Consider the following 13,450-nt stretch of genomic DNA (forward strand, 5'->3'; position numbering starts at 1 on the left):
GAATAAAAATAAAAATAAAAATAAAAAATCCACAGAATGTTGTGGATTTTTTATTTTTGTCTTTCACCAAATTAAATTTTTATGAAAAATATTCTAGCATGTGTATTTTGTTTTTTGGGAATATTGACATTTTCCCAGGAAGTAAACATGGAAACAATTTTTAATGATAAAATAAGCATAAGAGCGCTCCAGGTCTGGGATCATAAAATCTGGTATGCGGGTACGGATTCTAAATTAGGTTTTGTTGATCTTAAAAATTTTAAAAATCAAAAACAGATTTCATTATCGGATCAGAAGTTAGAGTTCAGAACATTGGCTCAGAACAATAATGATTTTTATGCTATTAATGTTGGAAGTCCTGCTTATTTCTTTAAAATTGATAAAAAAGATATGCAGTCAAAAACAATGTATAAGGATACGGTGAAAACTGCATTTTATGATGCTTTACACTTTGTGGATGATCATCTTGCTTTTACTTTCAGTGATTCGGACTCAAGTAATCGCCTTAAATTGGTTGCTTTTAAAAATGGGAAATGGGATTTGCTAAAGAATGAAATTTCATTAAACAGTGGGGAAGCAGCTTTTGCAGCAAGTAATACAAACATTGCTTCAACTAAAAAATACATGTGGATCGCAACAGGAGGTAAATCTTCCCGAATTCTGAGGTTAGATCTTAAAACGGAGAAGTTTGATGTTTTTACTACACCATTTATTCAGGGTGAGCCATCGCAGGGAATGTATTCTATAGATTTTTATGATGACCGGTTTGGAGTTGCAGTCGGAGGAGATTATACCAAACAGAAAGAGAACATCAATAACATAGCGACGACTAATGACGGGGGAAAAACCTGGCAGATTCAGGCGTCAGGTGCGAACGCAGGCTATACTACCTGTGTAAAAATTAGACCGGGATCCAAAGGAAAAGAAATGATAGCAGTAGGAGATCAGCATATCAGTTATTCTTCAGATTTTGGAAAAACTTGGAGGAAAATTTCTGATGAAAAAAACTTATATGTGTGTGAGTGGATTGATCAAAATTCCGTTGCCTTTGCGGGTAAAGACAAGATTCAGCTGATGAAATTAAAATTTTAAATTTTTGGTATAGAGGATATCTGTAGTTTTATTACCCATTATTATTTTCTTCGGTATACCTTTGATTGATTTTGGATACAATTAGGTTATTGAATATTTTAAGGCTTTATTTTTTGTATTTAGAGCCTGTGAATGGTATTTAGACTGATTATAAATTTCGAAAACAAACCCTAATATAATTCATGATTTAAAATTCATAAGTTATAGCTAATTTTGCAGAATGAAATTCTTATGTGAATTTTATTCAATTTATAAAAATTTAAAATTTTTAGATGAACTCTTTAATCGATAAATATAATATTCCCGGACCACGTTACACGTCTTATCCTACTGTTCCATATTGGGACGAAAGCACCTTTTCTCCTGAAAAATGGAAGGAGAGTGTGGTAAGATCTTTCCATGAAAGTAACTCAGGTGAGGGAATTTCTATTTATATCCATTTGCCGTTTTGTGAAGCATTATGTACTTTCTGTGCATGTCATAAACGTATTACAAAGCAGCATAGTGTTGAGACACCTTATCTTGAAAGTGTTTTAAAAGAGTGGAAGCTTTATCTTGAGCTTTTTAATGAAAAACCTAAATTAAAAGAACTTCATTTAGGAGGGGGAACGCCTACTTTTTTTTCTCCTAAGAATTTAAAGACATTACTGGAAGGAATATTTGCTACGGTAGATATTGCAGAACATCCCGAGTTTTCATTTGAAGGACATCCCAATAATACAACAAGAGAGCATCTTCAGACTTTGTATGATCTTGGCTTTCGAAGAGTAAGTTTCGGCGTGCAGGATTACGATCCGAAAGTTCAGAAAGCAATCAACAGGATACAGCCTTTTGAAAAAGTAAAGGAAGTAACCGAATTAGCCCGTGAGATAGGATATGGAGGAATAAGCCACGATTTGGTTTTTGGACTGCCTCACCAGCATTGGGATGCAATGGAATACACGATCCGTAAAACACTGGAACTGAAGCCTGACAGACTGGCTTTTTATTCCTATGCGCATGTTCCGTGGGTAAAAGGAGTAGGACAGAGAGGTTTTGATGAAAATGACCTGCCAAGCGGAGAGGAAAAAAGAAAACTCTACGAAGATGGTAAAAGCTTATTGCAGGAACTGGGATATATAGAGGTTGGGATGGATCATTTTGCCCTGGAGCATGATGACCTTTATCAGTCTTTAATTCAGAAAAAGCTGCATAGGAATTTTATGGGATATACTTCAAGCAAAACGCAATTGATGGTGGGACTTGGAATGTCTTCAATTTCAGATTCCTGGTATGCTTTCGCTCAAAATGTAAAAACGGTTGAAGAATACCAGAAAATCGTTGAAGAAGGAGAGATCCCGGTGGTAAAGGGTCACATCCTTAATCATGAAGATTTAATTGTAAGAAGACATATTTTGAACCTTATGTGTCAGCTGGAAACGACATGGGATATCCAAAACTCTTTCCCGGAACTGGAAAATGCTTTGGAGATGCTTAAGGAAATGGAAAGAGATGAACTGGTTGAAATCAGAGATCATCAGATCAGGATTACAGAAAAGGGAAGAGCGTTTACAAGAAATGTAGCCATGGTGTTTGATCTTAGAATGATGCGAAATAAACCTGAAACCAGGATTTTCTCTATGACTATTTAGTAGATGAATAGAAAAGTTCTTTTCATTATTATCTATACATATACACTTGTTTTTAGTGTCTTAAAAACGATAAGGTTTCCCAATCAATGGTCCGTTGCTCACTGGATGCTCGATTATAGATTCGGGTTTATAAAAAGAGGATTTGCCGGAGGTTTTTTGGGATTATTTGTAGAGAAAAATGAGCAGAACATATTTGTTTTATCTGTTTTTATAATATTGTTGCTATATGGATTGTTGTTGTTTATGGCTAGTAAAGAAACAATCCGGAACAAAGGGGATGTTTACACTCTCGTATTTTATCTGACCTTTTTTTTATCTCAATATATCATATTTACGGCCCATCTTATAGGGTACCTGGATCATATCATCTTTTTGCTAACCATTTTAGTTATATGGCTTCTCAGGAAGAAAAAGATTCTGCTGGCATCATTAGTTGCTTCTATTAGCATTCTTATACATGAGGTTTCATTTTTCCTGATGCTCCCTATCTGTTGCTTTGCTTTGGTGGTAGATGGAGTAAGTAGAGAAGGAATTTCTTTTAAAGACACTTTAAATTCCCATTTAATAAAGAGAATCAGCTTCTTTCTTATATTACCGCTTGCTGTTACTTTTGGAGTGTCAGCCTACCAGGAAGTGAGCGGGTCAAACTATCATAAAATGATTTTAAATTATCTGGATCATTTAGAATTTATAAACGCAAAAGTTGCCGATTCTGTAGCATCTGCTTATACTGTAAAATTTACAGACTATATACAAGATGAGAGTCCGCATTTCTTTCAAAGGGTATTTGTTTCCAAATGCTCAATATTTTTTGGGATTCCCATTCTCTTTATGATGTATGTTGTTTACAGGAAGTTTGAAAAGGCCAACAAGTATCTTTTGCTATTGTTTGCTATTGTTATTCTAATTCCCTTAGGACTTCATGCTATTGCCTATGACACTTACAGGATATGGTCATTTCCTTTCATGATTTTGTTTCTGGGTTATTGGATTCTCAGTTCCGGGTACAATGTTTCAGTCGATGTTTCTGAAAAATTATCCTTACCTGAAATTTTGCTTGCTGCTCTTGCAATTGCATTGGTATCGTTAGTTCCAAGTCAATTACTGGATGATGAAGTGGAGCGTTTTTCTTTAGTTCAGAGACTGCTGATTTTAATTCCACTTCTAGCTTTAGGAACTGCGTGTTTTTATAAGAAAGCCCCAATGTAATGATATTGAGGCTTTCGTTAACATTATTGAATAATTAGCTTTTGACTATAGGATTTTAATTCTCCTGACTTTAAATTGATGTAGTATACTCCCGGGCTAAGACCTGAAATATCAATACTGTTATCATTACCAATTTTTAGCTGATTCATTAGCCTGCCTTCAGAGTTAATGATCTCTACTGAAAGTTTCTGTTCTTTAATACTGTCAATGAATACTTTTTTAGAAGCAGGATTTGGATATACCCTTATTTTGGCTAAATTATTATTTTCCTGTGTTGAGAGTGTTCCGCTTGTAATTTTGTAAATCTTTCCGCTATTAACACCGGCAACATATAGACCATTCTGATTATCTTGTCCAAAAGTTGAGAAACCATTTCCAGAGTAGGATGTCGTCCAGGTTATGGAATTATCAGAGCTCAACATTCCGATCTGGTTGGAGCAATAATCTGCGAAAAAATATTTTCCTTGTAGTGCCGGATAAAGAGTTCCACGGTAAACATATCCACCGGTTATAGAACATTTTCCACCAGAGTGGTCATATATGGCAACCGGAAAAGTCATTGTTGAAGCGGCTGCGCATCCACCGGTATTATAGGCAGTATTTCCTTCATAACATCTCCATCCATAATTAATTCCAGCCTGGGTAATCGGATTTTTGTTGATTTCTTCAATCTGTCCCTGACCCACATCTGCAATCATGGCATTTCCTGTGGTGAGATCAAAGGAAAACTTCCAGGCGTTCCGAAGTCCATATGCCCATATTTCATCTGCTCCGTCAATACCTATAAATGGATTGTCAGGAGGTATATTATAAGCATTGGTAGAGTTAATGTCAAGACGCAGCATTTTACCCAGCAGGGAGTTTTTGTTTTGTGCATTGTTGTTGGGGTCTCCACCGCTACCTCCGTCTCCGGTTACCACCCATAATTTGCCGTCAGGCGCAAAATGAATGCTTCCTCCATTATGATTATCGAAAGGCTTTGGGATATTGAGTATTATTTTTTCAGAGCTTGCATCGGCTACATTCGGATCAGTGCTGCTTACGGTATACCTGGCAACAGTAATGTTTCCGTTGGTTGCATTGTTGTAATATACAAAGAAATAACCGTTTGTTGCATACTGGGGATGGAAAGCCAATCCTAAAAGTCCTCTTTCTCCACCATACAAAACTTTGCTGCTAATGTTTAAGAAGTTAGTCGTATTAATAGTCCCGGAAGGTTGAATAATTTTAATGATTCCGTTCTGTTGTGCTACGAAAAGCCTGCTATCATTGGCATTTGTAATTTCGACCGGACTCGTGAGCCCGGTGGCAAATTCTACCAGATTAATTGTCTGGGAATTAAGAAATAGGGAAGAAAAAATCCCTATCACAAAAAGTAAAATTTTCATAATATTTTGATATTTAGTGTATTGTATTCATAATGAAAATTTCATACCAATTAAACTTTATAAACTTCATTAAAATAAGCTTTTAAAATTGATAAATCTTAAATGGAAGTCATATTGTCGATATATCTGAAAATAAACCATTTCTGTTATTGAAAGTTCATAAAATATAAAGAAAATCATTATATTTGCCGACTTAATTTAACGTAGTTATAACAAAATGCAAGGAAAAGGACTTATTACAATTGTTGCTATTGTACTGGGGTTGATTTGCTTAAATGAGCTTATACCAACCTGGTACGCCAGCAAAATTGAATCGCAGATTGAAGCTGCGAACGGAAACGAGAAAGAGATCAAACGAATAAAGGAAGATACTCTTAATCTTGGTTATACGAAGCTTTATTATTCTAAAGCGAAAGACAAAGAAATGAAACTTGGTCTTGACTTGAAAGGAGGGATCAACGTTCTTTTGGAGATCAACCAAAGAGATTTGGTGAGTGATTTAACGAATTACTCTTCTAATCCTGTTCTAATCGAAGCTTTAAATAAAACTGATGAGGTTCAGAAGAATTCTACTAAATCTTATGTAGATAATTTTTTCGATCAGTTTGATGCTATAAACAAAGCAAAAGGAACCAATCTTAAACTTGCAGATCCGGAAATATTCGGAAACACTAATCTTACAGAGATTAAGTATAATACTACTGATGAGCAGGTAAAAAGTATCGTTAAAAGAAGAATTGATGCTTCTGTAGGTACTGCTTTTGAGGTTATCAGAACCAGAATTGATAAAATGGGGGCTGTACAGCCGAATGTTCAGAGAGTACCGGGAACAGCGAGAATTTCTGTTGAAATGCCTGGTATGAAAGACATCGATAAAGTAAAGAAAATGCTTCAGACTTCAGCAAAACTTCAGTTTTGGGAAGTACAGCAGGTTCCTGAAATTGCACCTTATTTTCAGACTTTAACAAGTGTGGTTGCAGCAAAAGGAGATTCTATGGGAGTTGCAAAGAATGTGAACTTCATGAACCTTTTACATTTAGACAAGTTAAGAACCAACGGAGTTGCTAACATTAAATTGTCTGATACTGCAGTTGTAAATAAAATTTTAAACAGCAAAGTGGCTCAGGCATTACGTCCGGCTAACATTAAATATACCCAATTCATGTGGGGGTACAAACCAGAAGCTACAGATGCTGAGAGCCTTGTATTGTATGCCATAAGAGGAAACATCAACCAAAAAGCACCAGTAGACGGAGCTGTTGAAACTGCTAACATCAGCTATGATGAGCTGGGAAGAGTAGTAGTTGATATGCAGATGGATTCTAAAGGGGCTAAAGAATGGAAAACATTAACAGAGAAAAACGTTAATAAACCGGTTGCTGTAACTCTTGATAACAGGGTATATACTGCACCGAACGTAGTAAATGCTATTCCTAACGGTAGAACTCAGATCTCCGGTAACTTCTCTCAGGAAGAAGCTAAAGAACTGGTAGACGTTTTAGGAGCAGGTAAATTACCGGCAGGAGCTAAAGTAGTTCAGGCTACACAGGTAGGACCGTCTCTAGGACAGGAATCTATTAATGCAGGGATGATCTCATTCGCTATTGCATTTTTAATCATCATCGTTTATATCATTTTCTATTATGGTGGTGCGGGAGTGTACGCTGTAATTGCAATGGTTATTAACTTATTCTACATTTTCGGAATTATGGATTCCGGAGACTTTACGCTTACTCTTCCAGGTATTGCAGGTATCGTTCTTACAATGGCAATGGCTGTGGATACGAACGTAATTATCTACGAAAGAACCAAAGAAGAACTATTTGCCGGAAAAAGTATTTTGGAGGCTTACAAAGATGGTTTTAAACATGCATTAAATGCCATTATTGATGGTCACTCGACAACATTCCTAACGGCAGTGGTGTTATTCTTCTTCGGAACGGGACCTATTAAAGGATTTGCTTTAACACTAATGATTGGTATTGCAATGACTTTATTTACTTCTGTATTGCTTTCAAGAGTAATGATCTTCAACAGACTAAATAAAGGAAAACACCTTTCTGTATGGACAGCTCCGACGAAAAATCTGTTCAGAAATACGTGGATTGATTTTATTGGGAAAAGAAAATATGCGTATATTATTTCTGCTATATTAACTGTTATCTGCATCGGATCTATTGCAACTCAAGGATTTAAGTATGGAATTGATTTCACTGGTGGTAGAAACTACGTGGTAAGGTTTGATAAAGATGTAAATGCTGAAGATATCGAACAGAATCTGGTAAAAATGTTTAAAACGGAAGATGGTAAGAACTCTTCTGTTGAGGCTAAGACCTTTGGTAACTCTAAACAATTGAAAATCTCTACAGATTACCTTATTGATGATGAATCGCTTAAGGCTGACCAGACTGTTGAGCAAAAATTATATGAAGGATTAAAAGGGAATTTACCGGCTAATATTTCACTTCACGATTTTAAATCTGCGGATAAAGACCATGCCGGAATTATCTCTTCTGAGAAAGTAGGTCCTACTGTAGCAGATGACATCAAAACCCACGGTATTCTTGCAGTTGTTGCTGCACTAGGAGGTATCTTTATCTATATCCTTATCAGATTTAGAAAATGGCAATTCTCTCTGGGCGCTGTAGCTGCATTGTTCCACGATGCGATTATCATTCTGGGAGCTTATTCATTGCTGCATAAATTCATGCCTTTCAATATGGAAATCAACCAGGATTTCATTGCTGCAATCCTTACCGTATTAGGGTACTCAATCAATGACACCGTGATTATCTTCGATAGAATCAGGGAATATTTGAGAGAGAAGAAATCTTTAACATTGGCAGGTTTATTTGATGATTCAATTTCAAGTACATTGGGTAGAACATTCAATACCTCATTTACAACGATCCTTGTAATTTTAGCAATCTTTATCTTTGGTGGGGATAACCTGAGAGGATTTATGTTTGCGATGCTAATTGGTATTGGTTTCGGTACCTACTCATCCATATTTGTTGCTTCGGCTATTGCTTATGACTTCCTTAAGTCAGGGAAAGAAGAAGGAGTACATGGAAAAACGACTTCGAATAAAGAAGTCCTTTCTTCAAAATAATTATACTACAATAAATAAAAAAATAGCCTTTCATTTCGAAAGGCTATTTTTTTATTTATTGGTTTAAATCTAAGGAAAGAAAATTGTTTGAATAATTAAATGTTAAGCTGTAAATCCGACCTACTATTCAATCCTTGATAATCAATTATCATTATTAAATCTTCACAATTTAGAATCATTATACTTCTATATTTCATTAATTTTGCACAATTATGGAAAATTCAAGGAAAAAAGCCGCCATGAGCTTTATTTTTATAACGCTCCTGATTGATATCACCGGATGGGGGATCATTATTCCCGTTGTTCCTAAATTAATTGAGGAACTGATTCATGCAGACATCAGTGAGGCCGCAAAATATGGTGGATGGCTTGGTTTCGCCTATGCGTTTACACAGTTTATATTTTCCCCGGTAGTAGGAAATCTCAGTGATAAATACGGAAGAAGACCCATTATCCTCATTTCGCTTTTTGGATTTTCAATAGATTATGTTTTACTGGCTTTAGCTCCAAGTATCTGGTGGTTATTCCTGGGAAGAATTATAGCCGGAATCACAGGAGCGAGTGTAACCACTGCAAGTGCATACATCGCTGATATCTCTACTGACGCGGACAGGGCTAAAAACTTTGGTCTGATAGGGGCGGCTTTTGGTTTGGGATTCATTATTGGACCTGTGCTGGGAGGTGTTCTGGGGCATTATGGCTCAAGAGTTCCATTCTACGCTGCGGCCGGTTTATGCCTGCTCAATTTTCTTTACGGATATTTTATTCTTCCTGAAAGTTTGGATAAAGATAAGAGAAGAGAATTCAGCTGGAAGCGTGCCAACCCTGTGGGATCATTTAAATTTTTAGGTAAGCATCCTGAAATTTCAGGATTGATAGTGTCTTTAATTTTGATTTATATTGCAGGTCATGCTGTACAGAGCAACTGGAGTTTTTATACGATGTATAAATTCAGCTGGACGGAAAGGATGGTTGGATTATCTCTCGGAGCAGTAGGATTATTGGTCGGACTTGTACAGGGAGGTTTGATCCGTTGGACAACTCCAAGATTAGGAGAGCAGAAAAGTATTTATTACGGATTGGCCTTGTATGCCATCGGAATGTTATTGTTTGCATTTGCTACAGAAGGGTGGATGATGTTTGCATTCCTTATTCCTTATTGTTTAGGAGGAATTTGTGGTCCTGCACTTCAATCTGTGATTACAAAAAGTGTCCCTTCTAATGAACAAGGAGAATTGCAGGGCGCTTTAACAAGCCTGATGAGTGCTACGGCAATTGTAGGCCCTCCTATGATGACAAACCTGTTTTATTACTTTACCCATGATGAGGCGCCATTTAAGTTTTCAGGAGCACCTTTCTTTTTAGCTTTCCTTCTCATGGCTGTAAGTGTGGTTATTTCATATTATGCATTCGAGAAAAATAGAGAAATTAAAAAGTAAATTATTTTAAATAAAAAAGCAGGATATCATTAATGATATCCTGCTTTATTTTTTTAGCTATGTATTGATTAAGGATAAAGGGACTTGGTTCCGTTACTTACGATATTACTTCCCAAACCGGAAAATGATACCGTAAAGTTACTTGAATTAAAGCTTAAAGAACCTGTCGGTGTACATAATCCAAGTGCATATCTGCATTGTCCGTAAGCTCCGGTTCTCTTTAATATTTTGCTTTCGCTTTTTGCTTTTCCTAAACTGATATTGCCCCAATCACTTACATCAGTATTAGATACGGTAGATCCATTATAATAAATCGTGATCTTATATCCGATTTCTCCTCTCTTGGATCCCCATAGCCATTTTGCCGTCCACCATTCTTTATACCACTTCGAAAGTACCTTTGCCTGATTGTCATTAGAGGCTTCTACGTTACTTCCTCTATCCATCATTACCAGGCCTCCTAACACATTATCCCAGATAATTCCGCTGGTATTGTAGAAACATAATGAAGTAAATTGCTCTCCCTTGTGATTCCATGTAATTTCAAGTACTTCTGTATTTGGTTTTACCTCCTGACTAATGACATCCTTCAGGCTTTGTTGGGCAACTGATAGTTCATCTCCTGAATTAAAATTTGTCATTTTGCCTATTTTTACTGATGCCGGGTCTGTAATATTACCAAACGCCACATAAGTATTTTTATCTGAAATGAGGTTTTGAGAAATGGAAATTCCATTTGCATCAGACAGCTTTCCTAAAACTGAAACTCCGGTAATCTGAAGATCATTTTTAAGGTATTGTTCCAGATTTTTCTTTGAATCATTCAATTGTGTTTGAACAATATCGGGAAGTGTTTGAGAAGAGGGAGTTAATACTTTTTTCAAATCGGAAACAGATTCTTTTTTTGCGGTATTTTCCTGAAGTACTTCAGTTGTTTCATTTTGGCAGCTTGTTAAAGACAGCACCATTGCCAAGGCAAAAACCTTGAAGGGAGTTACTAATTTTTTCATAAGTATATATTTAATGTTTGTGTAGAAATAAAAATAATGAAAAATTTCATATAATTCTTTAATTAGAGAATTAATTATTGATTAATTTAAAAAGATCTGAATATTAAGAGGATTAATAAGCCTGAATTGAAAATATTTAAAGCTTTGAAATGGAAAATCTTAAAATTTGTTTAAATTTTATGTTTCTACATTATATATGTATAATCTTTTGTAATTTTACCTCATGGAATTAAGCATTGGAGAAATGGCATTGATTGCAGTCGCAATCGTTGTATTATTCGGTCCGGATAAACTCCCTCAGATAGCGCGTGACTTAGGAGCAGGCGTAAGAAAGATGCGTGGAGCGGTAGAAGACATTAAAACCGAGATCATGAAAGAGACGGATAACCCTGTTTCTGAAATCAAACGTGAGATCGAAAAGGTGAAAGATGCTGCTAAAGATTTTAACCCAATGAAGAATATTGAAAAAGATATTCTTACCGAACCTTCTTCTGAGCCTGCAAAGCCAAAGCCTTCTGAAGATGAAACCTATGAAGGACCTGTAAGCAGATAACTGATGGAAGAAATCATTCAGGAAGATAAAAATGTCTTTTTATTTCTCAATAATTTGGGGAGTTCTTCGTTTGATCAGTTTTGGATGCTTATCTCCAGTACATGGATCTGGGTTCCGCTTTATATTATTTTTCTGTATTTTCTTTATAAAAATTACCAGTTAAAATCCTTAGTTTTTATTCTTTTATTTATACTTATAGGAACAACCGTGTCCGATCAGGTCGCTGGCATCTTTAAGCATGGAGTACAAAGGTTAAGACCTTGCCATGATCCTTCTCTGGAACATTATATGAGGATCGTAAAATGTGGCGGACAATTTGGATTTTATTCTGCTCATGCATCGAATACTTTCTTTTTAGCTACATATCTGAGTGTTTTATTAGGAAAAAAACTCAGATGGTTTCCTTATGCTATATTTGTATGGGCTGCAGTGGTTTCTTACAGCCGTATATATTTAGGAGTGCATTTCCCGATAGATATTTTGGTGGGGGCGTTTGTTGGACTTTTATTGGGAGTGATATTTAGTGCACTCGCGAAAAAAGTCATCAACAAACAAACGATAACCTCATGAAAAAACATTTATTACTTGTAGTATTAGCATTTACATTTGCTAATCTTTATTCCCAGGACGCAAAAACAGCGGAAGAATGCTTTAAAAAAGCAGATTATAAGTGCGCCGAAGAGCAGTACGCTAAATTAGCCGAAAAAGAACAGATTCAGAAATACCAGTCGGAGTACTACAATAATCTGGGGACTTCCCAAAGGAGGTTGGGTAAAACGAGCCTTGCTCTTAAATCGTATGAAGCAGCTCTGCGGGCAAATCCAATGTCGGCACCAGTATATGCTAATCTGGCATCGGTAAACAGCCAAAAAGGAAATAAACAGAAAGCCCTTGAATACATTGATAAAGGATTACAGATCGATGCTGAAAATGTAGATATGTATTTGACAAGGTCTAAAATTTATGACAGCCAGGGAAAGAAAGAACTGGCTATTAAAGATCTGAACCAGATTTTATCTTTTGCTCCGGAAAATATCTTTGCAAGAACGGGATTGGCTAATTTAAAGAAGAATAATGGCGATCTTGACGGAGCATTAAAAGATTATAATCAGCTCATTTCTGAAAAACCGGAGTCTTTGTTATACAACGGACGTGCGGAAGTCTATTTAAAAATGAAAAAACAGAAGGAGGCTTTGACTGATATCAATAAAGCTATTTCCATAGATCCGAAATTTGCTCAGTCCTATGTAACAAAATCTCTGATTTTGTTTGACGGTGCCAAGCCGAAAGAAGCTTGTGTCAATTTGGAGAAAGCTGTTGCTTTGGGATACGAAAAAGCAATTCTTGCAGATCATTTTGCAAAATGTCCTCCCGCCAAGTAAACTTAATCGTTATGATAAGGTTTTCCCTGTAGAATCTGATCTGCACGATATAATTGTTCAACGATAAATAACCGGATCATCTGGTGGGTAAATGTCATTTTAGATAATGACATTTTTTCGTTGGCTCTGGTATATATTTCCTCAGAAAACCCATAGGCTCCTCCGATTAGTATGTGGATCTTTTTTACCGACAAATTCATCCATGTATCTATTTTCTGAGAGAATTCCCTGCTGGTAAACTGTTTTCCTTTTTCATCGAGAATAATAACGAGATCATTTTTATCTATATAATTCATAAAAAGCTTTGCCTCTTCTTTCTTCAGAAGATCTGAAGAGAGATTTTTGGCATTCTTAACATCAGGGATTTCTGTTATTTCAAAATTCCAATGTTTAGGAAGGCGGGGAATATAGTAATTGATCAAAGAATTAATTTCTTTATCATCTGTTTTACCGATACAAAGTAAACTTATTCGCATAGGATATAATCACATTTAGGATGACAAAGATATTCATAAATTAAGGAATTTTCCCGGGTTCCTATGATACATTTTACCCTTCGCTGCCAACCGGTGTAATTTTCCGGTTCATTATCAAGTCTAAAAAAATCTGTATTTTTACGGAGCCAATATCACAC

Annotated in this window: 11 protein-coding genes; 8 read left to right on the forward strand and 3 right to left on the reverse strand. The window is 35.9% G+C overall.

The window, feature by feature from the left end; translation table 11 throughout:
- Positions 1-81: 81 nt before the first annotated feature.
- The 3 genes from ACNFU2_RS00285 to ACNFU2_RS00295 all read left to right on the forward strand — a co-directional run bounded on the left by ACNFU2_RS00285 (position 82) and on the right by ACNFU2_RS00295 (position 3,932).
- Entirely contained in the window at positions 82-1,092 is a 1,011-nt protein-coding gene (locus tag ACNFU2_RS00285; protein ID WP_418123219.1) for a WD40/YVTN/BNR-like repeat-containing protein, read from the forward strand.
- A gap of 272 nt (positions 1,093-1,364) precedes the next feature.
- Positions 1,365-2,723: an oxygen-independent coproporphyrinogen III oxidase gene (gene hemN / locus ACNFU2_RS00290; RefSeq protein WP_418123221.1), complete on the forward strand. Its 1,359-nt coding sequence runs from the start codon at positions 1,365-1,367 to the stop codon at positions 2,721-2,723.
- A gap of 3 nt (positions 2,724-2,726) precedes the next feature.
- Positions 2,727-3,932 (forward strand): hypothetical protein, encoded by a 1,206-nt coding sequence (locus ACNFU2_RS00295; protein WP_418123223.1) that lies wholly within the window; start codon positions 2,727-2,729, stop codon positions 3,930-3,932.
- A gap of 23 nt (positions 3,933-3,955) precedes the next feature.
- Here ACNFU2_RS00295 and ACNFU2_RS00300 read toward each other — a convergent pair whose 3' ends face one another.
- Positions 3,956-5,320: a PQQ-dependent sugar dehydrogenase gene (locus tag ACNFU2_RS00300; protein ID WP_418123225.1), complete on the reverse strand. Its 1,365-nt coding sequence runs from the start codon at positions 5,318-5,320 to the stop codon at positions 3,956-3,958.
- Between the two features lie 217 nt (positions 5,321-5,537).
- Between ACNFU2_RS00300 and secD the strand changes: the two genes are divergently transcribed.
- Positions 5,538-8,432, forward strand: coding sequence for a protein translocase subunit SecD (gene secD, locus ACNFU2_RS00305; RefSeq protein ID WP_418123227.1), 2,895 nt, complete (start codon positions 5,538-5,540; stop codon positions 8,430-8,432).
- 212 nt (positions 8,433-8,644) lie between these two features.
- Positions 8,645-9,871, forward strand: a complete 1,227-nt coding sequence (locus tag ACNFU2_RS00310; protein ID WP_172277839.1) for a TCR/Tet family MFS transporter — start codon at positions 8,645-8,647, stop codon at positions 9,869-9,871.
- Positions 9,872-9,939: 68 nt separating this feature from the next.
- On the opposite strand, the gene ACNFU2_RS00315 is transcribed toward ACNFU2_RS00310, so the two are convergent.
- Positions 9,940-10,881 carry a hypothetical protein gene (locus ACNFU2_RS00315; RefSeq protein ID WP_273647547.1) on the reverse strand — a complete coding sequence of 314 codons (942 nt, stop codon included), beginning with the start codon at positions 10,879-10,881 and terminating at the stop codon, positions 9,940-9,942.
- Positions 10,882-11,104: 223 nt separating this feature from the next.
- On the opposite strand from ACNFU2_RS00315, the gene ACNFU2_RS00320 reads away from it, so the two are divergent.
- From ACNFU2_RS00320 to ACNFU2_RS00330, 3 genes are read left to right on the forward strand one after another with little or no spacing between them, the layout of a single operon-like run.
- Positions 11,105-11,434, forward strand: coding sequence for a Sec-independent protein translocase subunit TatA/TatB (locus ACNFU2_RS00320; RefSeq protein ID WP_172277843.1), 330 nt, complete (start codon positions 11,105-11,107; stop codon positions 11,432-11,434).
- A gap of 3 nt (positions 11,435-11,437) precedes the next feature.
- Complete coding sequence (locus ACNFU2_RS00325) at positions 11,438-12,004, forward strand: phosphatase PAP2 family protein (RefSeq protein WP_172277845.1); 567 nt, start codon at positions 11,438-11,440, stop codon at positions 12,002-12,004.
- Entirely contained in the window at positions 12,001-12,816 is an 816-nt protein-coding gene (locus ACNFU2_RS00330; protein WP_273647548.1) for a tetratricopeptide repeat protein, read from the forward strand. The genes ACNFU2_RS00325 and ACNFU2_RS00330 overlap by 4 nt, the downstream gene beginning before the upstream one ends.
- A 2-nt stretch (positions 12,817-12,818) precedes the next feature.
- On the opposite strand, the gene ACNFU2_RS00335 is transcribed toward ACNFU2_RS00330, so the two are convergent.
- Entirely contained in the window at positions 12,819-13,292 is a 474-nt protein-coding gene (locus tag ACNFU2_RS00335; RefSeq protein ID WP_172277849.1) for a 23S rRNA (pseudouridine(1915)-N(3))-methyltransferase RlmH, read from the reverse strand.
- Between the last annotated feature and the right edge of the window lie 158 nt (positions 13,293-13,450).

This window comes from Chryseobacterium sp. PTM-20240506 (assembly GCF_048296755.1).
GTDB lineage: Bacteria > Bacteroidota > Bacteroidia > Flavobacteriales > Weeksellaceae > Chryseobacterium > Chryseobacterium proteolyticum.

What these genes read in the sequence shown, in the direction of transcription:
- hemN (WP_418123221.1), top strand. Translation starts at nt 1,365, where the DNA reads ATGAACTCTTTAATCGATAAATATAATATTCCCGGACCACGTTACACG.
- ACNFU2_RS00295 (WP_418123223.1), top strand. Translation starts at nt 2,727, where the DNA reads ATGAATAGAAAAGTTCTTTTCATTATTATCTATACATATACACTTGTT.
- ACNFU2_RS00315 (WP_273647547.1), bottom strand. Translation starts at nt 10,881, where the DNA reads ATGAAAAAATTAGTAACTCCCTTCAAGGTTTTTGCCTTGGCAATGGTG.
- ACNFU2_RS00325 (WP_172277845.1), top strand. Translation starts at nt 11,438, where the DNA reads ATGGAAGAAATCATTCAGGAAGATAAAAATGTCTTTTTATTTCTCAAT.
- ACNFU2_RS00335 (WP_172277849.1), bottom strand. Translation starts at nt 13,292, where the DNA reads ATGCGAATAAGTTTACTTTGTATCGGTAAAACAGATGATAAAGAAATT.
- secD (WP_418123227.1), top strand. Translation starts at nt 5,538, where the DNA reads ATGCAAGGAAAAGGACTTATTACAATTGTTGCTATTGTACTGGGGTTG.
- ACNFU2_RS00300 (WP_418123225.1), bottom strand. Translation starts at nt 5,320, where the DNA reads ATGAAAATTTTACTTTTTGTGATAGGGATTTTTTCTTCCCTATTTCTT.
- ACNFU2_RS00310 (WP_172277839.1), top strand. Translation starts at nt 8,645, where the DNA reads ATGGAAAATTCAAGGAAAAAAGCCGCCATGAGCTTTATTTTTATAACG.
- ACNFU2_RS00330 (WP_273647548.1), top strand. Translation starts at nt 12,001, where the DNA reads ATGAAAAAACATTTATTACTTGTAGTATTAGCATTTACATTTGCTAAT.
- ACNFU2_RS00320 (WP_172277843.1), top strand. Translation starts at nt 11,105, where the DNA reads ATGGAATTAAGCATTGGAGAAATGGCATTGATTGCAGTCGCAATCGTT.
- ACNFU2_RS00285 (WP_418123219.1), top strand. Translation starts at nt 82, where the DNA reads ATGAAAAATATTCTAGCATGTGTATTTTGTTTTTTGGGAATATTGACA.